This window comes from Streptomyces geranii (genome assembly GCF_002954775.1).
Taxonomy (GTDB): Bacteria; Actinomycetota; Actinomycetes; order Streptomycetales; family Streptomycetaceae; genus Streptomyces; species Streptomyces geranii.
In genome coordinates this window covers 82,051-108,217 of the sequence record NZ_PJME01000032.1, presented here as the reverse complement: position 1 = coordinate 108,217, position 26,167 = coordinate 82,051, and the positions used below count along the sequence as shown (strand labels likewise).

The 26,167-nt window shown below is 72.3% G+C and carries 20 protein-coding genes; 8 read left to right on the top strand and 12 right to left on the bottom strand.

From position 1 onward, the window contains the following. Positions 1 to 2,428: 2,428 nt before the first annotated feature. From CW359_RS45990 to CW359_RS30100, 4 genes are all read right to left on the bottom strand, one after another. A complete protein-coding gene (locus CW359_RS45990; protein WP_198655439.1) occupies positions 2,429 to 2,587 on the bottom strand; it encodes a DUF6760 family protein in 159 nt (52 codons plus the stop codon). After that, positions 2,584 to 3,072 carry a hypothetical protein gene (locus CW359_RS30110; RefSeq protein WP_105973339.1) on the bottom strand — a complete coding sequence of 163 codons (489 nt, stop codon included), beginning with the start codon at positions 3,070 to 3,072 and terminating at the stop codon, positions 2,584 to 2,586. The genes CW359_RS45990 and CW359_RS30110 overlap by 4 nt, the downstream gene beginning before the upstream one ends. Further along, positions 3,072 to 3,515, bottom strand: a complete 444-nt coding sequence (locus tag CW359_RS30105; RefSeq protein ID WP_006375239.1) for a phage tail protein — start codon at positions 3,513 to 3,515, stop codon at positions 3,072 to 3,074. The genes CW359_RS30110 and CW359_RS30105 overlap by 1 nt, the downstream gene beginning before the upstream one ends. A gap of 96 nt (positions 3,516 to 3,611) precedes the next feature. Then, positions 3,612 to 5,207 carry a phage tail sheath subtilisin-like domain-containing protein gene (locus CW359_RS30100; RefSeq protein ID WP_105973338.1) on the bottom strand — a complete coding sequence of 532 codons (1,596 nt, stop codon included), beginning with the start codon at positions 5,205 to 5,207 and terminating at the stop codon, positions 3,612 to 3,614. Positions 5,208 to 5,477: 270 nt separating this feature from the next. Between CW359_RS30100 and CW359_RS30095 the strand changes: the two genes are divergently transcribed. Further along, the gene (locus tag CW359_RS30095) at positions 5,478 to 6,914 is read left to right on the top strand and encodes a COG1470 family protein (RefSeq protein WP_105973337.1); all 1,437 of its coding nucleotides are present in this window, start codon (positions 5,478 to 5,480) and stop codon (positions 6,912 to 6,914) included. 168 nt (positions 6,915 to 7,082) lie between these two features. Next, positions 7,083 to 8,498 carry a ricin-type beta-trefoil lectin domain protein gene (locus CW359_RS30090; RefSeq protein WP_105973336.1) on the top strand — a complete coding sequence of 472 codons (1,416 nt, stop codon included), beginning with the start codon at positions 7,083 to 7,085 and terminating at the stop codon, positions 8,496 to 8,498. 110 nt (positions 8,499 to 8,608) lie between these two features. Here CW359_RS30090 and CW359_RS30085 read toward each other — a convergent pair whose 3' ends face one another. From CW359_RS30085 to CW359_RS30075, 3 genes are all read right to left on the bottom strand, one after another. Then, positions 8,609 to 10,669 (bottom strand): ATP-binding protein, encoded by a 2,061-nt coding sequence (locus tag CW359_RS30085; protein WP_105973335.1) that lies wholly within the window; start codon positions 10,667 to 10,669, stop codon positions 8,609 to 8,611. Continuing rightward, positions 10,666 to 11,355: a Pvc16 family protein gene (locus tag CW359_RS30080; RefSeq protein ID WP_105973334.1), complete on the bottom strand. Its 690-nt coding sequence runs from the start codon at positions 11,353 to 11,355 to the stop codon at positions 10,666 to 10,668. Before CW359_RS30080 ends, CW359_RS30085 begins: the two co-directional genes overlap by 4 nt. Before the next feature lie 235 nt (positions 11,356 to 11,590). Then, positions 11,591 to 12,307, bottom strand: coding sequence for a helix-turn-helix transcriptional regulator (locus tag CW359_RS30075; RefSeq protein ID WP_198655438.1), 717 nt, complete (start codon positions 12,305 to 12,307; stop codon positions 11,591 to 11,593). 194 nt (positions 12,308 to 12,501) lie between these two features. Here CW359_RS30075 and CW359_RS30070 point away from each other — a divergent pair, with 194 nt between their 5' ends. Together CW359_RS30070 and CW359_RS30065 are read left to right on the top strand one after the other, a co-directional pair. Then, a complete protein-coding gene (locus tag CW359_RS30070) occupies positions 12,502 to 15,498 on the top strand; it encodes a helix-turn-helix transcriptional regulator (protein WP_105973333.1) in 2,997 nt (998 codons plus the stop codon). A gap of 391 nt (positions 15,499 to 15,889) precedes the next feature. After that, positions 15,890 to 16,171 (top strand): DUF6059 family protein, encoded by a 282-nt coding sequence (locus tag CW359_RS30065; protein WP_105973332.1) that lies wholly within the window; start codon positions 15,890 to 15,892, stop codon positions 16,169 to 16,171. 15 nt (positions 16,172 to 16,186) lie between these two features. Here the strand turns inward: CW359_RS30065 and CW359_RS30060 are convergent, their stop codons facing one another. Continuing rightward, the gene (locus CW359_RS30060; RefSeq protein WP_269805612.1) at positions 16,187 to 17,851 is read right to left on the bottom strand and encodes an MDR family MFS transporter; all 1,665 of its coding nucleotides are present in this window, start codon (positions 17,849 to 17,851) and stop codon (positions 16,187 to 16,189) included. 261 nt (positions 17,852 to 18,112) lie between these two features. Between CW359_RS30060 and CW359_RS30055 the strand changes: the two genes are divergently transcribed. Then, positions 18,113 to 19,918, top strand: a complete 1,806-nt coding sequence (locus CW359_RS30055; RefSeq protein WP_198655437.1) for an AfsR/SARP family transcriptional regulator — start codon at positions 18,113 to 18,115, stop codon at positions 19,916 to 19,918. Between the two features lie 81 nt (positions 19,919 to 19,999). On the opposite strand, the gene asnB is transcribed toward CW359_RS30055, so the two are convergent. Beyond that, complete coding sequence (gene asnB / locus CW359_RS30050) at positions 20,000 to 21,901, bottom strand: asparagine synthase (glutamine-hydrolyzing) (protein ID WP_105973330.1); 1,902 nt, start codon at positions 21,899 to 21,901, stop codon at positions 20,000 to 20,002. Between the two features lie 110 nt (positions 21,902 to 22,011). Next, the gene (locus CW359_RS30045) at positions 22,012 to 22,443 is read right to left on the bottom strand and encodes a DUF6069 family protein (protein WP_105973329.1); all 432 of its coding nucleotides are present in this window, start codon (positions 22,441 to 22,443) and stop codon (positions 22,012 to 22,014) included. Positions 22,444 to 22,591: 148 nt separating this feature from the next. On the opposite strand from CW359_RS30045, the gene CW359_RS30040 reads away from it, so the two are divergent. The 3 genes from CW359_RS30040 (at position 22,592) to CW359_RS30030 (ending at position 25,369) form a co-directional block, all read left to right on the top strand. Next, on the top strand, positions 22,592 to 23,131 hold the full coding sequence (locus CW359_RS30040) for a MarR family winged helix-turn-helix transcriptional regulator (RefSeq protein WP_105973328.1): 540 nt from the start codon (positions 22,592 to 22,594) through the stop codon (positions 23,129 to 23,131). A 172-nt stretch (positions 23,132 to 23,303) separates the two neighbouring features. Further along, a complete protein-coding gene (locus CW359_RS30035) occupies positions 23,304 to 24,371 on the top strand; it encodes a hypothetical protein (protein ID WP_198655436.1) in 1,068 nt (355 codons plus the stop codon). Continuing rightward, positions 24,368 to 25,369 (top strand): beta-ketoacyl-ACP synthase 3, encoded by a 1,002-nt coding sequence (locus tag CW359_RS30030; RefSeq protein WP_105973327.1) that lies wholly within the window; start codon positions 24,368 to 24,370, stop codon positions 25,367 to 25,369. Before CW359_RS30035 ends, CW359_RS30030 begins: the two co-directional genes overlap by 4 nt. Positions 25,370 to 25,541: 172 nt before the next feature. Here CW359_RS30030 and CW359_RS30025 read toward each other — a convergent pair whose 3' ends face one another. Beyond that, positions 25,542 to 25,859 (bottom strand): antibiotic biosynthesis monooxygenase family protein, encoded by a 318-nt coding sequence (locus CW359_RS30025; protein ID WP_105973326.1) that lies wholly within the window; start codon positions 25,857 to 25,859, stop codon positions 25,542 to 25,544. Further along, positions 25,856 to 26,167, bottom strand: coding sequence for an antibiotic biosynthesis monooxygenase family protein (locus CW359_RS30020; RefSeq protein WP_105973325.1), 312 nt, complete (start codon positions 26,165 to 26,167; stop codon positions 25,856 to 25,858). Before CW359_RS30020 ends, CW359_RS30025 begins: the two co-directional genes overlap by 4 nt.

Genomic DNA, 26,167 nt, shown 5'->3' with positions numbered 1-26,167 from the left:
CTGCGGTGCCTGCGGCGGCTGGGGGGCCTTGGGTTGCTGAAGTGCCTGCGGTGACTGGGGGACTTTAGGTACCTCCAGTGCCTGCGGTGCCTGCGGTGCCTGCGGTGCCTGCGGTGCCTGCGGTGCCTGCGGTGCCTGCGGTGCGGGGGCGTCGGTCTGGGGGCGCGACTTGTTACTGGCGGGCGCTTCAAGTTGCTTGATCGGTACGGAGATTGCCGGTGCCGGAGCGGTGGTGACGGCGCGCTGGGCGGGGGGTGCGGGGGTGTTGGGGGGCGTCGTCGGGTGGGGTGGTCGTGCCGCCGAGGGGGCGGTGACTCGCTGGACGGGCGTTCCGGTGACGCCGGGGGGTGTTGGGCGGGTGCGTGCTACCAGGGGTGCCGCGTCCGCGGGCGGGGCGGAAAGCGGGGCGCCCAGGGAGGTACGGCGACGGGGTGCGGGCGGTGCCGGGGTGGCGGGCGTGGGCGTGGGTGTGGGCTGGGGCGCACTCCGGGTTTCCGCGGCGGACGTTCGCTGGATCGGGGCGGCGAGTCCGGCCAGGGGTTTGCTCTCGACGGGCGGCAGCGGTACAGGTGCGGCGGGTGAAGTGTTCGATGGGCGGGGCGTGTTGGTGTGCTGCGGCACCTGGGCGGAGGTCGGCCGGGTGCTTTGGGCTACGACCGGCGCGGGGTCGCGCGGGGTGCTGGGGGTTGCGGAAGTACGCACCGGAGGAGTCGAGTTGGCGGCTTGGGTGGTGACTGCGGACGTCGGCTGCCGGAGCGGCGAGGTGGTGACCGGCCCCAGGGGAGCTGTCGCCGGGCCGGACGGGGTCGCGGCTCGCTTCACGAGGGGTGCGGTCGATTCCGCAGGGCGCCCAACCGGTTCCGGAGCAACGGGACTTGGTACTGACTGCGAGACGTCCGATACGGCATCGGGGGCGGGAGTCGGCCTCGCCGAACCGGCGGCCCTCTGCACGACCGGGGTGCTGGATACGCCAACCGGCTTCACGGGCACGCCTGTTGGTGCCGTTGGGGCGGCGAACCGCTGTACGACGGCTCCGCCCGACGCCGGGGGTGCCGCAGACGCGGGAGCTGCCGAGGTGACGACCCTGGCTCCAGACGGCTGCACCGGAAGCGCGGTCGCCGGAGGCACCGGGGGCTCAGAGGAAACCGAGGCAGCACTGCTGGGCACACCAGTCGGCGCCTCATGAGACACAGAACCGGTACCGACTGACGGGGCACCAAGCCGCACCGCAGCGGCAGTTGGCGTCGGAGGTACCAGGGATACCGAGGTACCTCCCGTGGGCACGCCGACAGGCGCTCCCGGAGATGCAGCAGACGTCTGCACGACAGCCGCACCCGACCTCGGCTCCGAAGAGACGGCAGCCGGTCGCACCTGATCGGCGACCCGCTGTACAGGCTGCACAGCCACAGGAGCAGGCACCTCAGTCCCGGACACGGGCCGCGCGGGCACGCCCGGCGCCAACTGCACCGACGCGGCACCCGATCCCGACGAAGCCGTAGCCGGCCGTACAGGAGCAGTGACCGCCCCCGCCGAGGCGACGGCCGGCCCGACCGAGGACTCACCCACCCCCACCGGTATCGCGGCCGATCCATCCACGGACACCGGCGCGGCCACCGACACAGCTCCCGCGCTTTCCACAACTCCCGGCGCACTCACACTCGCACCGCCACCGGAACTCCCGGCAGCAGCCGCCCTCTTCGCCACCGGCAAGCTCCGCCGTTGCACCACCGGCGCACCGGAGACCCTGGTCAGCGGCACGCGCCCGGCCACGGACGACGACGGCACGGCAACGGACGAGCCCCCGCCACCCCCGGCCGCACCGGAACCCGCAGCCGAACCCGCGACAGACCGTGCCCCGACAACCGGTGCGCGCGCCGCAACCGGCCCGCCCCCGGAGACCGGACCGGACGAAGACCCCGAACTCCCCACCACAGGAACCACCCGAGGCCCCGCAGCCCGAGCAACCGCCCCCGGAAACCTCGCCCGTTGGACAGCAACCCCGCCGGCCCCCGCCACCTCTTCCTCCGCCATCGCCATCGCCATCGCCATCGCCATCGCCAACGGCATTGACAATGAGGGGAGTTCAAGACCCGTGCCTGGGCCCCGCGACTCCACGAGCGCCCCCTTCACCAGGCCGCTCGGGGCGTTGTCGAGGACGGCGTGGGAGAGGGTGCCGGTGAAGGAGGGGTTCTGCCAGGTCGTGAGGCGGGCGGCGAAGCCCGCGTCGGCCACCCCTGTTCGGCCGACGGCGGTCGCGCGCTGCATCGGCGGCAACGCGGACCACCCGGCCGACGGAACACGAGTCACGGCGCCGGGGGACGTGCCCTCGGTACCTTCCTCGCTTCCGCCGTCAACTGTCCTGTCCGGCACGGGACTTGCCTCGGCGTCCCGGCGACGCGCCCTCAGTCGCCCCACGATCCCCACGCCCTCACCCCTCGCCCGCGGCGCGCGTGACAAGGGCCGCGATCTGGTCCGTGTAACGGCGCCGGTCGCGGTGTTCGAGGTCGAGGATCTCGTCCATGCTCCAGTGGAAGTGGTAGGCGACGTACGCGATCTCCTCGTACAGCCGGTCGCTCGCGTACGTCACGATTCCCCCAGGCGGCTCCCGCCGAGTTCGACCTCGAAGGGCTGCTCGCAGTGCGGGCAGGTCACCCCCGCGCGGGTGTGTCCCTCGGCGTTGATCTGCCGGTAGAAGTCCTGGAGGAAGGCGAGGTCGGAGGCGAACATGTTCTCCACCACGCCGTCGTGGACGAGCGGCAGCGAGCCGAGCCGGGTGATGACCCGGCCCAGCAGGACCACCGACAGGTACGCCGGGTTCTCCTGAACTCGCATGTCCCGCAGGGGGATCAGCTCGTCCCGGGCCGTGGCCAGCCGCATCACGCCGTCGCGGTGGACCGTGCCGGTCTCGTCGACGTAGCCGCGCGGCAGCTCGAACTCGAACTCGGTGCGCAGCCGTTGGGGAGTGGCGGCGGCGACCACCTGTTCGGCCGCCGGTGCCGCCGCTGCCCCGAGAGAGGCCGGACCGGGGTCGGCGAGTGCCGCCCCGGCCGGCCTGGGAGCCGTACGACGCATTACTCGATGACCAGTTCTTCGAACGTGATCGTGACCGTCTCCTGCAGCGCGGACGCCTCGCCGGCCTTGACCGTGCTGGTGTCGATCTTGCTGCACCAGGCGTTGCGCATGTTGTAACGCTTGACCGGGTTGTTCATGTAGTCCATGACCATGATCGTGGCGTTCTTGCGGGCGGTGGCCATCTGACCGGCGACCGACTCGGTGATCCACTGGTTGAACGCCGAGGACTGGGTCATCCCGCGGACGACCGTGCAGGTGCCTGCCTTCTTCACGCCCGGCAGCTTCTTGGTGACGGGCTTGCCCTGGGCGGAGACCTGCTGGTACTCGATGACGTCCTGCTCGATGCTGAGGCCGCTGACCTCTGCGAGGTACTCGACCATCACGCCGTCGATCTGCAGGCCGAAATTGTGTGAGGTGAGGGCGTCACCCGGCTGGAGACTCATCTGGCTCTCTTAACTCTCTCGAATCCGTGTATGTCTGGGGGGACTTGACGATCACGCGGCCGAAGCCGGTGCGCGGCCGGAGGTGGGCGGGTGGGCCTACTCCTCCAACTCCCCGCTGCCGCCCGAGAACTGGGCCAGCCGGAAGATCACGAACTCGGCGGGCTTGACCGGCGCGATGCCGATCTCGCAGACGACCCGGCCGAGGTCGACCGACTCCGGCGGGTTGGTCTCCTCGTCGCACTTGACGTAGTACGCCTCCTCGGGCCGCTGGCCGAACAGGGCCCCGCTGCGCCACTCGTTGACGAGGAACGCGGAGACGTTGCGCCGGATCCGGGCCCACAGCTGGTGGTCGTTGGGCTCGAAGACCACCCACTGGGTGCCGATCAGGATCGACTCCTCCAGGTAGTTGAAGTAGCGCCGCACGTTGAGGTAGCGCCAGGCCGGGTCGGAGGACATCGTGCGGGCGCCCCAGACGCGGATGCCGCGGCCCGGGAAGGCCCGGATGCAGTTGACGCCGATCGGGTTGAGCAGGTCCTGCTCGCCGCGGGTGATCTGGATCTCCAGGTCCACCGCGCCGCGTACGACCTCGTTGGCGGGCGCCTTGTGCACACCGCGCTCGGAGTCGTTGCGGGCCCAGATGCCGGCGATGTGGCCGCTCGGCGGGATCAGCCGGGACTGGCCGGTGGCCGGGTCGAAGGCCTTGATCCAGGGGTAGTACAGGGCCGCGTACTTGGAGTCGTAACCGGCCGTCTCCTGCCGCCAGACCCTGATCTGACGGGCGTTCAGACCGGGCGGCGGGTCGATGACGGCGACGCGGTCGCCCATCAGCTCGCAGTGGGCGATCAGGCCCAACTGCACCGCCTTCACGGCCTCCAGGTCGATCGCGCCGCGCTGGTAGGCGGCCATCAGGTCGGGCACCGCGACCATCGAGATCTCGTCGACGGCCTCCAGGCCGCCGAAGCCGGTACGGTCGGCGGAGTCGCCCAGGTACTCGGCGGGACCAGCGTGCGAGCCCTCGTCCTCCGCCGCCGCCGGGACGACCGGGGCGGGGGCGGCCGGGGCGGCGAGCGCCACGGTCTGGTTGTCGGGGCGGACGAGCTGCGCGGCGGGCGCCGACTCCGTCACGGTGATGAGCTTGGAGCGCTCCTTCACCTGCGTGACGACGTAGTTGCGACCGCCCTTCTTGGCGGTCACGTCGAAGGTCTCGACGGCCCTGTCGCCGTCCTTGACGATCAGCTTGAACCGCTCGGCGGGACCCTCGCCCTCCGGGTCGGCGACCTCGACGCTCAGCGAGCCGCCCGCGATGGCGGTCACCGCGAAGGTGCCGAGCTGCTTCGGCTCACCGGCCGGCAGCGCGGCCCGACTGCCCACACCCTCAAGGGACTTGGCGGGCGCTGCCCCTGCTCCCGCTCCCCCGGCGCCACCGGGCGCACCGCCGACCCGGACGACGTACGCGGCCGAACCGCCGTTGTTGAAGAAGCCGTAGACGCTGTGCGCGAGGTAGTAGCCGTCGGTGAAGTCACCGAAGGCAGCGACGTACTGCGTCCAGTTGGTCACCAGCGTCGGCTCGTTCAGCGGGCCGGTCGGCGCGAGTCCGACGAAGGCCGCCACCGAGGTGCCCACTCCCTCGATGGGTCGCGAGCCGCTGGCCACCTCCTCGACGTATACGCCGGGCGACAGGTAGGACGGCATGCTCTGATCTCCTCGGGGTACGAGACAGGACGTCTCCCACCTTCACGCGCGCGACCGGCACCCCGGAACGGCCTGCGGTACCTGGTGGGGGGCAACTTCCGTGCCCACAAGGGCAGTCCGCGCTGCCTGTGGCCGACGGGCCGCGTCCGCCCTGCCCGTACGTCTGCCCCGGCGGCTCTCCCGGCAACCCGCCCGCGCCTGTAAGGCTGGGGGGCCGACCGGACCCGATCGCGGCCGGGTCCGCCCCACAACCGGGAAGTGAACACCCCAGTGAGCCTTTGGACTTCCCTGGAGCCCGCCTCCGCGACCGTCGACCCCGGCGGCAGCACGACGGTACGGCTGCGGCTGCGCAACACCGGCGACGTCGTGGACGAGTACCGCTTCGAACCGGTCGGCCCCGTCGCCCCCTGGACGACGGTGGAGCCGCAGACGCTCCGGCTCTACCCCGGTACGACGGGCACGGTCGACCTGACCTTCGCGCCGCCCCGCACCCCGGACGCGACGGCGGGCCCGAACCCGTACGCGATCCGCATCACGCCGACCGAGCACCCGGACGCGACAACCGTCCCCGAGGGCAACCTCACCGTCACCCCCTTCGCGGAGATCCGGGCCGAACTCGTCCCGCCGACCGTCAAGGGACGCCTGCGCGGGCGCCCGAAGCTCGCCGTCGACAACCTGGGCAACACCAAGCTCACCGCGTCCATCAGCGGCAGCGACAACGGCGACAACCTGTCGTACGACATCCACCCTGGCAGCGTCCAAGTCGAGCCGGGGCGTGCGGTGTTCGTCGACGCGCGGCTCAAGCCCCGCCAGATCATCTGGTTCGGCAGCAAGGAGGAGCGGCCGTTCACGCTGGCCGTGCAGCGGTCGGGTGCGGTGCCGATCGACGTCGACGGGACCTACGTACAGCGTGGTTTCCTGCCGCGCTGGCTGGCCACCTTCCTCGGTGTCTTCCTCGCGCTGGCCATCACCTTCGTCATGCTGTGGATCTCCTACCGGCCCCAATTCACCACCAAGGCCACGGAGTTGGCGAATACGGATGTCGTCAGTACGCTGCCGCCGCCCAGTCCCAGCCTCTCCGCTCCGGTGGCGTCCTCCTCGGCACCGGCCGTGGAGCCCGTGCAGCCGCAGGTGAGCGCGCCGCCGGCGGCGGAGTCCCCGGCCGCGGGTGACGGCGGGGGCGGCGGAGGCGGGGGCGGCTCGACGCCCAAGGCGGAGGAGACCAAGGAGGCCAAGGCGCCGGAGGTGACCGCCGCCACGGCGGTGACCCAACTGGCCGCGCGCAGCACGGGCCGGCACATCTGCTACCGCGCCTACGTCGCCGACCAGGGCTGGCAGGCGCCGGTGTGCGACGGCGCCGAGGCCGGCACCGTGGGCAAGAACCTGCCGATCAAGGCCCTCAACATCGCGGTGTCCGGCACCAAGGGGACCCGGGGCAGCGGCGCCTTCAAGTACAAGATCTGGGAGGGGACCAAGTGGACGGGTGCGGCTGACGGCGTCGACAACTACCTCGGCAGCACCAAGGAGTCGGACGAACCCCTGCAGGGCCTCACGATCCAGGTCAACGACGGCAGTGTCTGCGGCAACCCCCATGTGCAGGACGCCGGTTGGCTGGGCATTGTGTGCACCGACCCCGGCGGCTGGAAGTACATCGGGAGCCGGGTGGAGGACCACAAGCAGTTGGAGGCGGTCCGCTTCACGGTCTGACGGCGGTCGGCGGCTGGCAGTTGGTGGTCGGCAGTGGGCAGCTGGTGGTTGGTGGTTGGTGGTTGGTGGTTGGTGGTGAACCTGGGGCACGGCCGCTCGTCCCTTATGGGCAACGGTCGTGCCCCACGGCTTCCTGACGTCCCCCGGCCCCCGTCGTAGCGTCGGGAGGTGACTCTGTGGACTTCTCTTGAACCGGCCTCGGCGACCGTCGACCCCGGCGGCAGCACGACCGTACGGCTGCGGCTGCGCAACACCGGCGACGTCGTCGACGAGTACCGCTTCGAACCGGTCGGCGACATCGCCCCCTGGACGACGGTCGAACCGCCGACCCTGCGCCTCTACCCGGGTACGACGGGCACGGTCGACCTGACCTTCGCCCCGCCCCGCACGTCCGACGCGACGGCGGGCCCGAACCCGTACGCGATCCGCATCACACCCACCACGAACCCGGAGGCGACCACCGTCCCAGAGGGCAACCTCACCATCACCCCCTTCACGGAGATCCGGGCAGAACTGGTCCCGCCGACGGTGAAGGGGCGTTTCGGCGGACGCCCGAAGCTGGCCGTCGACAACCTCGGCAACACCAAGCTCACCGCCTCGATCAGCGGCAGGGACAACGGCGACAACCTGTCGTACGACATCCACCCTGGCAGCGTCCAAGTCGAGCCGGGGCGTGCGGTGTTCGTCGACGCGCGGCTGAAGCCGCGCCAGATCATCTGGTTCGGCTCGAAGGAGCAGCGGCCGTTCACGCTGGCCGTGCAGCGGTCGGGTGCGGTGCCGATCGACGTCGACGGGACCTACGTACAGCGTGGTTTCCTGCCGCGCTGGCTGGCCACCTTCCTCGGTGTCGCCATGGCCCTCGCCATCACGTTCGTGATGCTCTGGATCTCCTACAAGCCCCAATTCAGCACCAAGGCGACCGAGTTGACGGAGACGGGTTCGGTCAGCACGCTGCCGCCGCCCAGCGCGGGCGGCGCGTCCGCTCCGTCCGCGCCGAGGGGTCAGTCGACCGTGTCGGCGGCACCGCTGCCTTCGGCGGTGGAGCCCGGGGCGGGGACGGTGGGTGGTTCCAACTCCGGTGCAGGCGGGACGAGTTCGGGTTCGGGAGGCGGCTCAGGGTCGGGGTCAGGTTCCGGGTCGGGGTCGGGGTCGGATGCCGAGGACCCGCCTGCGGAGACGGCAGCCGCCGTCGTGGGGTCCCTGATCATCGGCCAGGCCTCGAACCGCTGCGTCGACGTCACCGACGCGCAGGACGGCAAGGGGCGGGACGGCACCGGGCTCCAGCTGTTCGACTGCGCGAGCACGGCGAACCAGAAGTGGGACTTCCGGTCCGACGGTACGGTGCGCTCGCTCGGCATGTGCATGGATGTCGCGTTCGGTTCGCGCGACGACGGGGCGGCGATCCAGCTCGCCAAGTGCAGCGGCAACCCGGCCCAGCAGTTCGTGCTGAGCACGGCGGGCGACCTGGTGAATCCACAGGCCGACAAGTGCGTGGACGCCAAGGACAACGGCACGGGCAACGGGACGAAGCTGCAGTTGTGGACCTGCTCGGGGACCGCCAACCAGAAGTGGCGGGTGCAGTAGGGGGGGTTGGTGGGAGGGTGAGTGGCTCAGCCGGTAAGTGGCTGAGCAAGTGAGGGGCTTAGCAAGTGAGGGGCTGAGCCACTTGTTGATCGAGCCGCCGAGCCGAACCCCTACCAGGAGCCCTCGCCCGGCACCAGCCGCCCCGCCTTGCGGTACTCCCGTTCCGCGCCCTCGACCAGGTCCGCCGTCGTGACCGACTCCCCCCGCCCGGCGGCGGAGTAGGCGGCCGTGACGACCGCGCTGCGGATCGAGCCGCCGGCCAGTTCGAAGGCGCCGGCGACCCGTGCCGGGTCGGTGCCGGGGGCGCAGGGCACCCGGGCGAGGCTGTGCCGCCACAGGGCGAGCCGCTGACCGGCGTCCGGGAACGGGAAGTCGACCACCAGGTCGAGCCGGCGGGTGAACGCCTCGTCGATGTTGGCGCGCAGGTTGGTGGTGAGCAGGGCGATCCCGTCGAAGGACTCCAGCCGCTGGAGCAGATACGCGCTCTCCATGTTGGCGTACTTGTCGTGCGCGTCCTTGACCTCGGAACGCTTGCCGAAGACGGCGTCGGCCTCGTCGAAGAGGAGTACGGCGTCGGTGCGGTCGGCCTCGGTGAAGATGCGTTCGAGGTTCTTCTCGGTCTCGCCGACGTACTTGTCGACGATCGACGACAGCTGAACGACGTAGAGATCCAGGCCCAGTTCGGCGGCGACGACCTCGGCGGACAGCGTCTTGCCGGTACCGGACTCCCCCGCGAAGAGCCCGAGCACACCCCGCCCCCGGCCACCGCCCGCACTGAGCCGCCAGTCGCCGAGCACCTGGTCGCGATGACGGGCACGCAGGGCGAGTTCGCGCAGCTGGGCGAGGGGTTTGCCGGGCAGGACGAGGTCCTCCCAGCCGACGTCGGGCCGAATCCGCCGAGCATGCCGCTCCAGCCCGGACGCCGACTGCTGCCGAGCGGCGAGCCGCAGATGGGCGGCGGTGAGCGGGGTCCCGTCGAAACGGGCGAGGCGTTGGGCGGCCCGGGCCGCCCGTGCGATGTGGTCGGCGCCCAGGCGGTACGGGGCGACTGTGGCCGCCAGGTCGAAGTTGGGGGGCGGGGGGTGGTTGGGGTCGCTGGGGGTCCGGCCTGAAATGCCCGTGGCACCCGTGCCCTCGGTGTCTCGGCTCAGTGCCTCGCCCCACGTGGCCACCTGCCCGGCCCGTTGTCTGGGGGCGTCCAGTACCAGGGGGTCGTCCTCGGACCAGTGGGGGTCGTACGGGCGGGTTCCGGTCAGGATTACCAGTACGTCCGCTACGTCCGGTGCGGTCAACGTTCGTACCAGGGAGGCCGGTTGGTCCGGCAGGGGGGACACGACCAGCACCCGGTCGCCGAGGCGGGCCTCTCGGAGCAGGTCGGGGAGTAGTTCGGGCGGGCCGGAGAAGTGCAGTGCGGTCAGCCCGGCGGTGTGCACGGCCGCCGTGGCGCAGGCCAGGCCGTCGCCCTCGCGGTGTTCGCGCAGGTAGACCGTGGGCGGCGGGGTCTCGGCCGTCAGGAGTACGGCCAGTCTGTCGGTGAAGTCCGTCGCGTACGAGGAGTGGGCCGCCCTCGGCGCCAGGGGGCGTACGTGTCCGGCGAGGGACGCGTCCAGGGTGTCGTCGCCGAGGAGGTGGGCGGTGACCCGTTCGGGGACCTGCAACTGGCGGCTGACGAAGGGGCGTTCGGGTTCCTCGACGGTCAGGAGGCCGAGGGCGGTCAGCGGTGCCGAGGGGTGGAAGCGGGCCCTGGCCGCCGGTTCGTGCACGGGGAGTCCGCACAGGTCGAGGGCGAGCCCGGTGGTGGCCCGGCGGCGGCCGACGTCGTCGTTGAGGTAGCCGTACAGCTGCTCGAAGGAACGGTCGAGGTCGGGCGCGAGGGCGGCGAGGAGGATGTGGACGTCCAGGGCCGTGAGGCCGAAGCGGTCGGCGAGCCGGGCGAGTTGGTCGTCGTCGCCCTCGACCGTCGGCCGGAACCCGGGCGCCTGGGCCACCGGGTGCAGCAGCAGGTGCCGTATCGCCTCCTCGGAGAGGTACAGCCCGCGCAGCGGATCATCGGCCGTCGGGTCGTCGGCGCTGCGTTCGTCCACCAACTTGGCTACCTGGGCTCGAAGTTGGGCGAGCCGGGCGAGGAGGCCGATGACAGGGGCATCGACCGTCAGGGTGTACGGCGTCACGAGGTGCGGGTCCCCGTCCGGCCGGTCCGGTCCGTCTGGTCAGCCCGTTGGACTCTTGCGTTCTCCAAGTGCCTTGGCTGGTGGGCGCGTTCTGGGGAGTCCTCCAGGGAGCCGTCGATCGCGCGGACGCGGACCGCGGCGCCCTCCGTGACCGGGGGGCCGGCGTCGTACTCGGGGAAGCCCGGGAAGGGGGCCGTGACCACGAGGTCGAGGGACGGCTTGAGTTCGCCGCCGAGGGCGGACCAGATCTCGGCCAGGGAGCGGGACTCCGTCTGGGTGCCGGACACGCTGAGCGGCACGGACAGGCCCAACTCGCCCAGGGCGCCCGGAAGGTCGGTGGCGGGAAGCAGTTCGCGGGGCAGCAGGTTGGTCAACACGGCGGACAGCAGGCGGTGTTCGTCCTGGGGCTGCTTGGTCCAGGCGGTGACGAGGTACGACAGCCGGAACCAGCGGGGCGGTTGGCGGCGCCGTACGATCACGTCGTGCTCGTCGCGGACGGAGACCGTGCCGCGCTGGCGGCGGGTGACGTCCTCGCGGATGTCGTACAAGTAGGCGTTGACCGCGGGGCCGTTGCGGCGGGCGGCCCAGTCGCGGGTCGGGGCGTCGAAGAAGACGTCGATGCCCGATCCGGCCAGGGCTCCGCCGCCGAGGAGCCCCTTGAGGACCTCGTCCACCTCGTGGATCACTGTCGCGCTCCCGCCGCCCCGCTTTGCCGTACCTCGCGTGCCGTGACCCCGCGTAGACCCTGCGTAGACCCCGCGTACCGCACCTGTCACATGCGTCTCACGACTTGTCCCATGTGAGTCCCATGTGTGCCTCATGGTCATCGTGCCGTTCCGGGTGCCCGACCGCGCAGGCACCCAAGGGACGGACGACGGGCATCAGTTGGTGCCCGCGCGCCGCGTTCGATTGCCCGTTCGGTCAGATGTAGCCTTCGCGGAGGGCATAGGCCACGGCGTGCGCCCGGTTGCGCAGATGCAGTCGGGTGGTGAGTCCATGCATCACGTTCTTGACCGTGCGCTCGGAGTAGGACAGCTTGCTGGCGATCTCCCCCGTGTCGAGTCCCTCGGCGACGAGGCGCAGGACATCGACCTCGCGCGGCGCGAGGCCCGAGGTGGGGGCACCGGGCTGGCCCGCCGCGGAGCGGTGCAGTGTGCCCACCTGGCTGATGAGCCGGCCGAGCAGGTCCGAGGGCAGGTCGCCGTCCCCGCGGGCAGCGGCGAGCACGGCCTGGGCCAGCCGGTGCCCGGTGGCCTCGTGGCGCCAGACGATGGCTCCGACGCCGCACTCGATGACGTCCAGGAGTTCGTTCTCGCGCAGCATGCCCACCACGAGAACGGCTTTGGCGCCCTCGCTGCGGACGAGCCGGCGCAGCCGCGACAGCGTGGCCTCGTCGAGGCTCTCGCTGACCAGCATGGCGACGATGCCTGGTCCGGTGTCGGTCTCCTCGCGTAGATCGACGATCGGATGCTGCCGCAGCTGGCTGACCGCGCCGGCCCGGGAGATCGGGTCGGCCGCGTGGACGGCGACGGGTACGCGGCGCCCTGGTTCGGCGGGACCGGTGCCGGCGGGCCTCGTACCGGCGGCCCGTGTACCTGCCCCGGTGCCGGGGCCCGTGGTGCGAAGTGTGGTGCGCAAGAACTGCCCCCATGGTCGGATGCCGCCACCTGTGAGCGGTCGGTGGCAGACGTGCACAGCCAACACTTCTGCTGCACATGGGGCGCGCACAATCGTGGACGACCACGAGACACACCACGAGATCGGCCACCGGCCCGACCACGACACCGGCCAGTAGCCACCAGCGACACGACTACCCAAGACAGGAGGCAGGCATGCAGTCCTCACCGCTCTCTTCGTCCTCACCACGCTCGTCGTCCCCATCGCTCTCGTCGTCCTCACCGTTCTCCTCGTCCGCATCGCTGTATGAGCGCCGGGAGGCCCTGGCGCTGGTGGCCGACGAGGCCGCGCGCGCCCGTGCGGGATCGGGCCGCCTGGTCCTGCTGCGCGGCGCCACCGGCACCGGCCGCACCGCGCTCCTGGAGGCCGCCACCGAGCACGCCGAGGCACACGGCATGCGGGTCCTGCGCGTCCGCTGCTCCACCGGGGGCGGCACGGTCGGCGCCGACCTGCCCGTCGTAGAACAACTCCTGTCCCCCATACAGGAGTTGTGCGATCCCCCGGACGCCGAGGACGAGTCCCCTTCGCCCGCCGCCCGGCTCTGGCGGCTGCTGCGCGCGTACGCGGCCGAGGGGCCGGTGCTGGTCGCCGTGGACGACGTACACCTGGCGGACGAGGAGTCGCGGGGCTGGCTGATCGAGGCGGCGCGGCGGGTGGACCGATTACCGGTACTGCTGCTGGTGACGGAACGCAGCCAGTACGACGTGGACCCGCCGTCCGCCGGTCTGGTCCACTCCCTCTCCCCCGCCCTCGTACGCACCCACACCCTCGCCCCGCTGAGCCTCGACGCGGCGACGGACCTGGTGCGTTCGACGATCGGTGACGCGCCGCGCAAGTGGGTGGCGGACTACGTACGGGCGAGCGCCGGCAACCCGCTGCTCCTGCGCGCCCTCCTGGAGGACCTGGGCGCGACCAACGCGGCCCCGGCACCGCTCCCGGAGACGTCCGCGGCGCTGTACCCGGGGGCGTATCCGGCGGCGGTGTCGTGGTGGCTGGAGTGCGCCGGGGCGGCGACGACCGAGGCGGCGCGGGTGCTGGCGGCGCTGGACGAACTGCCCGAGGGCGCCGACGTGGACCTCTTCACCGAGACCGTGGAGACCCTGGGTGCCGATCCGGCCCGGGTACGGGGCTGGCTGACCGCCATGCCCCGGCTCGGCATGCTGCGCTGCGGCGGCGAGGCGCTGCCCCGCTACGCCCACCCGCTGCTGCGGGACGCGGTGCTCGCCGGCTGGTGCACGGCCGACCGGCAGGCGGCGCACGGCGCGGCGGCCGAGGCGATGCTGCGGCGCGGCATCCCGACCGCGACGGTGTCCAAGCTGCTGCTGCGCTCGGGCACGATGGGCGAGGTGTGGGCGACGGACGCCCTGCTGGACGCGGCGGGCGGCGCCGTCCGCGACGAACGCACCGAGGACGCGGTGGTCCTGATGCGCCGGGCGCTGGACGAGCCGATGTCGGACGGCCGCCGGGCCGAGGTGCTGACCGAGCTGGGCTCGCTGGAGTTCGCGTCGGTGCGTTCGTCGGCGGGGATCCCCCGGCTGACGGAGGCGATGCGGCTGCCGGGTCTGCCGCAGTACCGCGTCCAGGCGGCGGTTGCCCTGGGCACGGCGCTGGCCAGACGCGGCGAGGCCCGCGCGGCGGTGACCCTGCTGCGCGACCTGGACGGCCAGCTGACGAACCATCCCGACCTGCTCCGCACGGTCCAGACGGCCTCGGCGCTGCTGAGCGACCACGACCAGACGATCCGCAAGGAGATGTACCGCTGGCTGCGCGAGACCGCCGAGCACTCCCCCGGCGCACTGGGTCCCGCCGGCCGCGCCCTCCTCGTACGGTACGAGGCGACCGCGGGCCTGACCTCGGCGGAGGGCGCCATGAAGCGCGTACGGGCCCTGCTTGCGGAACCGGCCGACCCGATGGCGGAGCCGTTCCTGCTGGGCACGGCGGCGGCGGTGGCGCAGTGGGCGGACGACCTGGACGAGGCGGAACGCCTGACCGACCGGGGCCTGACGGGCCAGCGCCCGACCCTGCTGCACCCGATGCACGCGGCCCTGCTGAACGTACGCGCGGACATAGCGGCGGCTCGCGGGGACTATGCGGAGCTGCTGAGCGAGGCGGAGTCGTGGCGGGGAGAGGAGCCGTCCGACGGCTCGGGGTCGGGGCCGGGGCCGGGGCCGGGGTTCAGATTCGGACTGGAATGGGCGACAGGTTCCAGCTCCACGGAGGAGCCATGGCCGGAGCCGGCCACCGAAACAGGTACAGGTACAGGTAGTAGGGGGAACAGGTCCGGGACGGGGGCCGAGGCGGAGGGCGAGGGCGGACCGGGCGGCGGCGGGCCGACGAACGTCGAGGCGCATGTGCTGCTGGCCCTCGTCGAGACGGGCCGGATGGACGAGGCGTGGCAGCTGGCGGACGCGTTCGACCTGCGGGAGGCGCACGACTCCTGGGAGTTGAACCGTTTCCTGTACGCCCGTGGCGTGGTGCGGGCCACCCTCGGCGATGTGGCCGGCGCGCTAGGGGACTTCCTGGAGTGCGGACGCCGCCAGTCGGCACGGGACGTACTCAGCCCGGTGGTCACCCCCTGGCGGGCAGCCGCCGCCCAGTGCCGTCTCGCACTGGGCCACCCCCGGGAGGCGCTCTCGCTGGCCGAGGAGGAACTGCGGCTGGCCCGGGTGTGGAACACCCCGCGCCTGGTGGGCCGTTCACTGCGGGTGTTGGGTACGGCGACGGGCGGACGCCGTGGCCTGGACCTCGCCGACGAGGCGGTACGGGTCCTGCGGGAGTCGTCCGTCGAGACGGAACTGGTCCCCGCCCTGATCGCCCGGGGCCGCCAGCTGATCGCGGCCGGCGAACGGGCCCGGGCCCGCAAGTCCCTGCGGGAGGCGGCGGAACGCGCGGAACGCCTGGGCGCGGTACGCCTGCGCGCGGCGGCGGACGAGGCCCTGCGAGAGGGCGGCGCCCGCCGGACAGCGACGGCGCTGACGGCCAGTGAGCGCCGGATCGCGGAGTTGGCCGCGGACGGGCGAACGAATACGGAGATCGCGGGACTGCTGCATGTGGCCCGGCGCACTGTGGAGACCCATCTCACCAGTGCTTACCGGAAGTTGGGCATCAGGAGGCGGGGCGAACTGACGACGGCTCTGGGGGGTACTTCGTAGGGGCGACGCGGGGGGGCGCGGGGCCGAGGCGGGGCGGCGCGGGGAGGAGCGACACGGAGAGGCGCGGGACCGAGGCGGGGCGGCGCGGGGAGGAGCGACACGGAGAGGCGCGGGACCGAGGCGGCGCGACGCGGGGTGGGGCGACACGGAGAGGCGCGGGACCGAGGCGGCGGGCTGGGCGCTGCGCCACGGGGGAGACGCAGCGCCCGGCCCACCGGTGAGGGGTCAGCCAGGCCGTGGACATGACCCCCGGTGACATCATGCCCGCCCGCCCTCGAAGCCCGCTGGTCCGCGGCTCGTCCCCCGCTGGACGTCCGCTCCAGCCGCCTTCGACGCCGGGGCGCTAGCTTCGGGCCCCGGCATCAGAGCGGAGGGAGTCGTCGTGCACAGGATGAGGACCTTGCTGCGGCGGGCGTGGCACGACCTGGCGGCGGGACTGGTCGCCGTGGGCCAGTGCTTCGGCGCCCTCACCCCACCGGAGTGCTACGGCTTCACCCCGTACGTCGTCCCGCCGACCGTCCCACCGACCGCGCCACCAGCCACTCCTCCGACCGTCCCACCGCCGGGGCATCCGGAGCGCCTGGTCCCGACCCCGCTGTCGGATCTGCCACCCCATGAGCGGGCGATGTGGCACGACCTCGCCGAGGTATGGGAGGACACGGACCTCCGCTGACGCGGGGGGGGGCGCTCAGCCACCCGCGCCAGGCTGCCCGACCGGGGCACCGGAGCCGCCTGGACCACCCGGACCACCCGGACCACCGGGACCACCCGGACCACCGGGACCACCCGGGCCGCCAGGCCCGCCCGGGCCGCCCGGACCCCCAGGCCCCCGTGCCTCCAGTCGCGCGTCCTTCAGCAGCAAGGACAGCACCAGGCCGACCAACAGCACCGGTACCGCCGAGAGGAAGACCGTCGACATCGCGTTGCCGTAGACCTCCGAGATCGCCTCGGTCGTGCCCGGGGGGAGGGAGCCCGGGTGGGCGGGGTCCCAGGTTCCCGCGATGATTCGGTCGGCCGTTTCCGCGGGGAGGCGGGCCGTTGCCTCTGTGGACAGGCGGGCGTTGAGGATCGAGCCGAAGACCGTGGCGCCGAAGGCGGTGCCCAGGTTGCGTGCCAGGCCCACCGTGGACGTGCTGACGCCCATGTGTTCGCGGGGTGCGGTGCTCTGTGCGACGAGTGTCGTGACCTGGGAGGACAGGCCGACGCCGATGCCCATGAGGGCCAGCAGCAGTGCCAGGGCCGTGGCGCCGGTGTCCTGGGCGGTCAGCGACATGACGGCGGCGGCGACGGCCGCCAGTGCCGTGCTGGTCACCGGGAACCACTTGTAGCGGCCGGTCTTCGCGATCACCTGTCCCGCCACGACCGTGGCCACCGCCAGGCCGATCATCGCCGGGAGGAAGAGCAGCCCGGTCCCGGTGGCGCTGACGCCCAGCGCGGCCTGGTAGAAGAGCGGCACGAAGTTGACGCAGCCGAAGAACGCGAAGCTGACGCCGAAGGCCACGGCCACGCAGATGGTGAAGGTGCGGTCGGCGAACAGGCCCAGCGGGACGATCGGTTCGGGGGCGGACCGCTCCCGCCAGACCCACAGCACGGCCACCAGTACCGCCCCGGCGCCGAGCGCGAGGACCCCCGGGTCGCCCCAGCCGTCCCGGCCGGCGCGGTCGGTGCCGAGGACCAGGCATCCGATGAGGGCGCACAGCAGTGCCGTACCGGAGTAGTCGATGCGCGGCCGTGCCGTACGGCGGGCGGTGCGGGGCAGCAGGGTGGCGAGGCCCGCCAGTGCGAGGAGCCCGAGCGGGATGTTGACGTAGAAGATCCAGCGCCAGCCCAGCTGGTCGGTCAGCACGCCGCCGGCGAGGGGGCCTGCCAGGTTGGCGATCACCATGACCCCGGCGAACCAGCCCTGGTACTTGGCGCGCTGCCGGGGCGGCATCAGATCGCCCAGCACGGAGAACGCGCTCACCTGGAGCCCGCCGCCGCCCAGCCCCTGGAGCGCCCGGAACGCGATGAGCTGGCCCATCGAACCGGCGGCGCCGCAGGCGGCGGAGCCCACGAGGAAGATCAGTACGGCGGAGAGGTAGACGGTGCGGCGGCCGAAAAGGTCTCCGAGCTTGCCGTAGACGGGCATGGCCACGCTGAACGTGAGCATGTACGCCGTGAACGTCCAGCTGTAGAGGTCCAGGGCTCCCAGGTCACCGGTGAGGCTGGGTCCCGCGGTGGCGACGATCGACTGGTCGAGCATCGACATCGCGCTGGTCAGCAACAGGGCGGCGAGCAGGAGAGGGAAGCGTGGCGGCAGCGGTTGAGCAGGGGCGGACGCTCCGCTCACGCGGCCCGTGCCGGGTTGTGCCATCGGGAACTCCTTGTCAGGTACATACTAAGCTCTTCGCAATTAAATGCTCCTGGCACATGAATGCTTTGTGTAGCGTACCCGGGGGAAGTGCTCGGTGTCGGGGGTTTTGAGCCAGACCTCGGATTGCCCTCACCTGTCGAGCGCTGCTCAAGCAAGAGTCAAGGGATCAACCGCACGCTCACGTCGGGCATCAGGCCGTGTCAGATGCGAATAACGGGAGGGCCAGTGCTGCAGTTCGGATTGCTCGGAACGCTGCAAGTCGTGCACGACGGAGTCCACGTCACGCCATCCGCCCCGAAGGTACGTCAAGTCCTGGCTCTGCTGACCCTGCGGGCCAACACCACGGTTCCCCTGCACCAGCTCGTCGAGGAGCTGTGGGAAGAGCGCCCGCCGTGCAGTGCCGCCACCACCCTGCAGACCTACATCTACCAACTGCGCAAACTGCCCGGACTCGGTGAGACACAGTCACCGGGCGGCGCCGACTCGCCCCAGGCGCTGGTGACCACCCCCGGCGGCTACCGGCTCTCCATGCCCCAGGGCTGCCTGGACGCACAGGAGTTCACCGAGCTGTCGGCCCGGGGACGGGAGGTCATGGAGCGCGGCGCGGTGGCCGAGGCCGCCGACCTGCTCCATCGGGCCCTCGCCGTGTGGCGGGGGCCCGCTCTCAGTGACCTGGCCCCCGGCCCGATCGTGGGGATCGACGCCCTGCGGCTGGAGGAACAGCGCTACGAGGTGATGGAGGAGCGGATAGACGCCGATCTGCTCCTCGGCCGCCACCACCGTCTGATCAGCGAACTCACCGGCCTGGCCGCCGACAACCCGACCCGGGAGGGACTTCACGCCAAGCTCATGCTGTCCCTGTACCGGGCGGGCCGGCGCCCGGACGCCCTGGAGGTCTTCCAGCGCATCCGCCGGGTGCTCGCCCGGGAGCTGGGCCTGGAGCCCTGCGCGGAACTCCAGCGGCTGCACCAGCAGGTGCTGGCCGGCGACCGCGGGCTCGACCTGCCCGCGGAGCGGACCACGGTGATCGGCAGCCGTACGGAGGGCCCGCCCGGCGAGACACTGGTGGTCCTGCCCCCGGACGTGCCGCTCAGAGGACGGACGGCCGAGATCTCCCGGATCACCCGGCTGCTCGGCGAGCCGGGCGGCACGGACGGCACCCGGTGCGTCGCCGTCGCCGGTCCGCCCGGCGCGGGCACCACCGCGCTCGCCGTCGCCGTCGCCCACGGCCTGGGCGACGTCTTCCCCGACGGACGGCTGTACGTGTCCTTCGGCGACCCGGCCGCACCACGGCCCGTCGAGGACGTGCTGGGGGAACTGCTGGAGGCGATCGGCTGCCGGCGCTCCGAGCTGCCCACCACCAGACCGGGGCGGGCCAGATCGCTGCAGGCCTGGCTCGCCGCCCGCCGCGTGCTGCTGGTCGTCGACGACGTCGGCGCCGCCGACCAGGTCACGGATCTGGTCCCGGCCAACTCCGGATCGGGTCTGCTGGTGGCCGGTTACCGACGCCTGTACGGCGGCCAGCTCGGGAAGCCCGTGGACGTACCGCCGCTGCACCCGGACCAGTCCGGCGAACTCGTCCTCCAGGCCCTGGGGCGCGACCGGCTCCTGGACGACGCCCCGTCCCTGCGCACCATGATCGACCTGTGCGGCGGGCTGCCCGGACCCGTGACGGAGGCGGCCGGTCTGCTCGGACTGCGTCCGCACTGGTCGGCCCGGCAGCTCGTCGACTGGATGAGCAGATACCGCCCGACGCCCGTCGCCCCCCAGCGCCCGACCCCCTTCCACCACGTCGTCCGGCGCTGCCAGGGCCTCACCCGGTCCCTGCACGACGCGCTGGCCAAGCTGGCCGGGGCGGGTGAGAGCGTGCTGACGGTGGAGAACGCGGCCCGCGCGCTGGGCCGGGACCCCGACGACACCGAGGAACTCCTGGAGGAACTGGTGGAGTTCCTGCTCCTGGAGGTCGACCTCGTCAGCGACGACTCCTCCGGGCGCTTCTTCCAGTACCGCCTGCCGTACCTGCTGCGCGCGGCCCTGCGCACGGCCGCGCCGCACGCCGCGGTCTGACCGCCTGCCACCGGTGACTCAGGGGCGCCCCGTGAGGGGCGCCCCTGAGTCATGCGGGGCGGACGGCGGGGAGGGCCGGGGTCACAGCTCCAGGTCGTCCCCGAGCCCGGTCAGCCAGGTGTTCACCTGGAGCGCCATCTCGACGTTCATCCGGTGCAGCCAGTCCCGGGTCTCCGCCCCGCCCTCCGGGGAGACGACATGGCGGGCCCGGTCCAGGTCGAGCAGCGCGAGCACCGGGGACGAGGGGTCGGCCAGCACCTCCGCGAACTCCTCGTGCAGCGCCTTGGTGTACGTCGTGTCCTGGCTGACCGGGAACGGCGCCTTCGGCCGTTCGAGCACCTGCTCGGGCAGCAGGTCGCGCACGGCTGCCCGCAGCAGGCTCTTCTCCCTGCCGTCGAACGTCTTCATCGCCCAGGGGACGTTGTACGCGTACTGCACCAGCCGGTGGTCGCAGAACGGCACCCGCACCTCAAGACCCGAGATCATGCTCAGCCGGTCGTTGCGCTCCAGGAGCCGGGGCAGCCAGTGGGTCAGGTGCAGATGGCAGACCTCGCGGGCCCGCTGCTCCTCGGGGTCCTCCCCGGCCAGCCGGGGGATGCCGGCCATGGCCTCGGCGTACCGCTCCGCGTAGTACGTGCCCATGTCGAGCCGGTCCTTGAAGGCGGCGGACAGCAGCCCCTGCCCCAGGCCCTCCCGGGTGCCCGGATGCCACTGCTCGAAGGCGACCCAGGGGAACTGCCGCTCGTACGCCAGGTCGGGGATGTGCACCCAGCTGTAGCCGCCGAAGATCTCGTCGGCGCTCTCGCCGGTGAGCGCGACCTTGCAGTACCGCCGCACGCCCGCGAACGCCTGGTACGTGGAGGTGTCCATGTCCCCGAAGGGGGCGGGCACGTCCTGGGCGCGCAGCACGGCACGGCGGGCGACCGGGTCGATCAGGTCGGCGGTGCTCAGCTCGATCTCCAGATGGTCGGCGCCGACGTGGTCGGCGACGGCTCGCGCGTACGGCGCGTCGGGGGCGCTGCGCACCAGGTCGGGCTGGAAGTTGTCGCTGTAGCCGCTGTAGGTGACGGTGGCGGTGCGGACCTTGTCGCCGCCCTCCCCGGCCAGGGCTCGGGCCGCGAGGGCGGCGACGGCGCTGGAGTCGAGGCCGCCGGAGAGCAGCACGCTCAGCGGGACGTCGGCGACCAGTTCGCGGGAGACGCTGTCCTCCAGCAGCTCGCGCACGGTGCGCACGGTGTCGTCGAGGCCGTCCTCGTGCGGGCGGGCCTCCAGCTGCCAGTAGCGGCGCAGGCGTACGGTGCCGTCCGGGCCGTAGGTCAGGGTGTGGGCGGGCGGCAGGTCGCGGATGTCGCGGTAGACGCTCTCGCCGGGGGCGCGGGCCATGGAGAACAGCACCCGCAGGCCGTCGAGGTCGACGACCGGGCGTACGGCGGGGTGGGCCAGCAGGGACTTGGGTTCGGAGCCGAAGACCAGGCCGCCGGCGGTGGGCGCGTAGTACAGCGGTTTGATGCCGAACCGGTCGCGGGCCAGCAGCAGGGTGCGGCGGCGCGGGTCCCAGACGGCGAACGCGAACATGCCCTCCAGGTGCTCGACGCACCGCTCGCCCCACTCCAGGTAGGCGTGGAGCACCACCTCGGTGTCGCTGCGGGTGAGGAAGCGGTGGCCGAGTCCGGCCAGTTCGGCGCGCAGTTCGCGGAAGTTGTAGACCTCGCCGTTGTAGGCGAGGACCGCGGAGGGCTCCTCCCCCGCGGCGGCCGTGCCGAGGTCCGTACGCCCGTCGGGTCCGGCGGTCATGGGCTGGCGGCCACCGCTCACGTCGATGACCGCCAGCCGGGTGTGGATCAGTGTGGCCCGGGGGTCCGCCCAGACTCCCGAGTCGTCGGGGCCCCGGCAGACCATGGTCCGCGCCATACCGGCCGCGAGTCCGGGTTCCCGCCCGGCCGGTCCGCCCTCGCGGCCGGCCCAGCCTGCGATGCCGCACATTGGGGTTCTCCTTCCGTGGCAGGTTGGTGCCTGGGCTCCAAGATCTGCCCGGGCGCTCGATTCCGCTTGGAGGGGCGCTGGACCGTCCTGACCGGGTGGATCTCCGCCGGTCAGGCGGGTGCGGAGCTTCGGCGGAAGGCCGGGACGAGGATCGCGCCGACCGTGAGGTGCAGCAGGACGAGCGTGGCCCGGTTGCCGCCGCTCAGGCCCGCGCCGAACAGCGGGGCGAAGAGGGAGACGACGAGCACCAGGAGTGCGACGCCGGTCCAGATCGCGCGCGAGCGGGCGGCCACCGCCTTCTCCAGCAGGGCGAGCAGGGCCCAGCCGAGCAGGGAGACGACGGCGGTGCCGATCAGCACGGCGGGGAGTGCGAGCGCGGTCGTGGTGGTGGAACCGGGGCCGTCCGGCACGCGCAGGTCGATGTCGAGTACGGAGTGGGCCACGAGCCAGATCACGGCGCCGGCGGCCACGGTGGCCAGGACGGCGAGCGCTCGGACGCGCAGGGGGCTCTCGGTTCGGGTGACGGTGGACTTGGCGGACATGTGTGACTCCTCAGGGCTTCGGGGGCGCGACGGCCGTCGCTCCGACAGAGGTCATTGCCATAAGCACATACATGACCTTCGCATATAACTGTCCCACATCCAGGAATGCCCGGTCCAGTCATATGCCAGTGCGGGTAATCTCGGAGAGATGAGTGGCGAAAACGAGCTGTCGACGGACACGGCCCCCGCGAACGCCCCGGGCGCGGAGCGGCGCACGCCCGTGGAGGACGGCGTGCTCAACGCCGTGGAGCTGGCGATGATCCGGATCCGCCGGCGGCAGTCCCGGCGGAGTCTGGCCCGGCCGGTCGTCCAGGGGATGGCGGAGCCGCTGGACCTCAACACGCTCTCCGTCATCGACGCGGTCGACGAGGGCAGCGGCGGGAGCGAACGGGACGTGACGGTGGGGTTCATCGCGGACCGGCTGGCCATCGACCCCTCGCGGGCCAGCCGCATCGTCGCCGACGCGGTCAGGTCCGGCTTCGTGCGCCGGGTGGCCTCCCAGGAGGACGGCCGCCGCAGCTGCCTGGCCCTCACCAAGGCCGGCCGCGAGGCGGTGTCCGCCGCCCACCGCACCCGCCAGGACTTCTACGCCGACGCCCTGAAGGACTGGCAGCCGGACGAACAGCGCCAGTTCGCCCTCCTCCTCACCCGGTTCGTCGACTCCCTCAACGACAAGACCCGCGACTGACCCCAGGGCCGACCCCGGCCTCCGCCGGGGTACGGAGAGAGCCGTCCACCGGGCTTCGAGTGGGTTTCGAGGGTGTCCGGTGACGCTGAGCGCGCCACGAACCCGCTACCGACGGCGCTCAGAGCCCCGCTGCCGTGGGGCGGACGCGCCTTGTCCCGAAGGAGGCGCGACGGTGAGTACGACTGACCGGACCGACCGGACAGAGCGGAGCCGGAGCCCGCGGGCGGCCGGCTCCGCACGGGTCGTCCGCCCGGCCCCTGCCACAGCCGCGGTACCCGTTCCCCGCCCGCCGGCCGCCGTCGGCTGGGCCTACGCCATGGTGATCGTGGCGACGCTCGCCGCGATCGCGAGCAACGTCTTCGAGATCGCCCACCAGGTCGAGACCGGGGTCGCCGGCGCGGCGACCACCGGCGACCTGGCCCTGACCATCGCCTTCTGCGCCCTGTTCGGCTTCTTCGCCGAGATGCTCCGGGCCGGACGCCAGTGGGGCCGGGTCCTGCTCACGGTGTTCACCGCCCTGGGCCTGCTGTTCACCGGCCTCGGCCTCGCCCAGCTCGGCGGGCGCCCGCTGGTGGGCCCGCTGCAGGCGAGCCTCGCCGTGGCCAGCCTGATCCCGTCCGTCGTCGGCCTCGTCCTGCTCTACGTCCCCTCCGTCAACCGGTGGATGACGAGCGTGCGCGAGGACAGCCGCACGGTCTCCCAGCGGCTGCGCAAGGCGGTCCTCACCGCCCATGTGGGCATCTCCGTGGGCTGGCTCGGCCTGGTCACCGGCATGTTCGCGATGTCCGTCGCGGGCGCCACCACCCACAACGCCGACACCCAGGCCGCGATGTACCGCACCATGTCGATGCTCGACGAGATCTTCCTCGGCATGACCAGCATGTTCGCCCTCATCACCGGCATCGTCGTCGGCGCCGGCACCAAGTGGCGCCTGCTGCACCGCCGTTGGGTCGCAGTGAAGTTCTTCTGGACGATGGGCGTCATGGTGCTGGGCTTCTCCGTCATCCACCAGCAGATCCTGCGCGCCAACGAACTCGTCGACGCGGGCGCCCCCGTGCGCGGCGGCGAACTCGACACCGTCGGCTGGACCATGGCCGGCTCGGCCCTGCTCGCCCTCCTCTCCCTGGTCTTCATGACGGCCGTCTCCACGTACAAGCCCTGGGGCCTGACCGACCGGGGCCGCCGGCACTCCCCCGCGAAGTCCGCCCGTGCGTCTCGAAAGGACGACCCGCAGTCATGACCACGATTCAGGACACCCAGGCCCTGCGCCACAGCCGCCTCCTGGGCGTCGGCACCTACCGTCCCGAACGGTCCGTGCCCAACACCGAGATCGCCGAACGCACCGGACTCGACCCCGACTGGATAGAGCGGCGCTCGGGCATCCGCTCCCGCCGCTACGCCTCCCCCGAGGAAACCCTGCCCATGATGGCGACCGCCGCCGCCGAGAAGGCGCTCGCCGCCGCCGGCATCGGCGCGGACCAGCTCGGCACGGTCATCGTCGCCACGATCACCTCCATGGAGCAGATGCCCGCCGTCGCCGTCGAGGTCGCGCACCGGCTGCACGCCGAGAAGGCCGCCGCCTTCGACGTCTCGGCGGCCTGCGCGGGCTTCTGCCACGCGGTCGCGCTCGCCAGCGACCTGGTCCGCATGGGCCGTACCGACCACGTCCTGGTCATCGGCGCCGAGCGGATGACGGACATCCTCGACCACTCCGACTCCGACACGGCCTTCCTCTTCGCCGACGGCGCCGGCGCCGTGGTCGTCGGCCCCTCGGACGAGCCCGGCATCGGACCGGTGGTCTGGCACGCCGACGGCTCGCGCAACGCGGCCCTGAAGATGACCTCGCCCTGGCACGACGGCACCGGGGTACGCCCGGACGGCCGCCCCGCGATCACCATGGCGGGCTGGAAGGTGTTCCGCTGGGCCACCGGCGAACTCGTCCCCGCCACCCGGAAGATGCTCGACCTCGCGGGCGTCACCGTGGACCAGCTCGACGCGTTCATCCCGCACCAGGCCAACATGCTCATCACCGACTTCGTCGTCCAGGAACTGGGCCTGACCGAACGGACCGCCATCGCGCGGGACATCGTCACCAGCGGCAACACCTCCGCCGCCTCCATCCCGCTCGCCATGGACGAACTCCTGTCCACCGGCGGCGCCCCCAGCGGCGGCCTCGCCCTGCTGGCCGGCTTCGGCGCCGGACTGGTCTACGCGGGCCAGGTGGTACGCCTGCCCTGAGCGCCGCACCCTCGGGGCAGGACCGCAGCGGGCACCCGGCCGACGTACCGGCCGGGTGCCCGCTTCGTGCTGCCGCCCCTGCGTCCCCTACGCCCACCGCACCGCACACGACTGTGCCGTGAGGAGCAGTGCTCCTCACGGCACAGGGACCGCGGCGGTCAGCGGGGCGGTGTCAGTACGCCGCCTCCACCTGGAACAGGGCGAACGGGCTGGGCCGTCCGGTGTCCTGGTAGGCGCGCAGCGGGGAGGTCGTCCCGCGGTGGCCGGCGCCCGCCTCCCAGTCCCGGAAGGCGGCCATGCTCTCCCACTCGCTGAGCACGGCGTACGCGCCGGGATCGGCCAGGTCGCGCAGCAGCTCGTTGCCGAGCAGACCCGGCGTGCCCGCCAGGTCCTTGCTGATCCGGTGGTACCCCTCCTCGACCCCGGCGACCTGCTCCGCCGTGGCCCGCAGGTACAGCAGGATCCGTACCCGGCCGGGCGCCCCGCTCATCCGGCGACCTTCACCAGGTGCATCATCGCCAGCGACCCGCCCGTGCGGTACGGGTGCAGCTTCTCGCGGTGCCGTACGTGCTCGGTGCTGCTCTCGAAGGCGAGGAAGGACTCCCGGTCGGTCCAGTCGCTCACCACGTAGTAGACGGACGCCTCCTTCGCGCTGCGCGCCAGGGTGTGGCCCAGGTTGGCGCGCTGGGCCGTGACCTCCTTGCTGCCCTCGGCCCACACGTTCTCGAAGTCGGCCTCCAGGCCCGGCTTGACCTCGACGGTCAGCAGCACCCGGAAGGTCCCGGGCTGCGCGGCCAC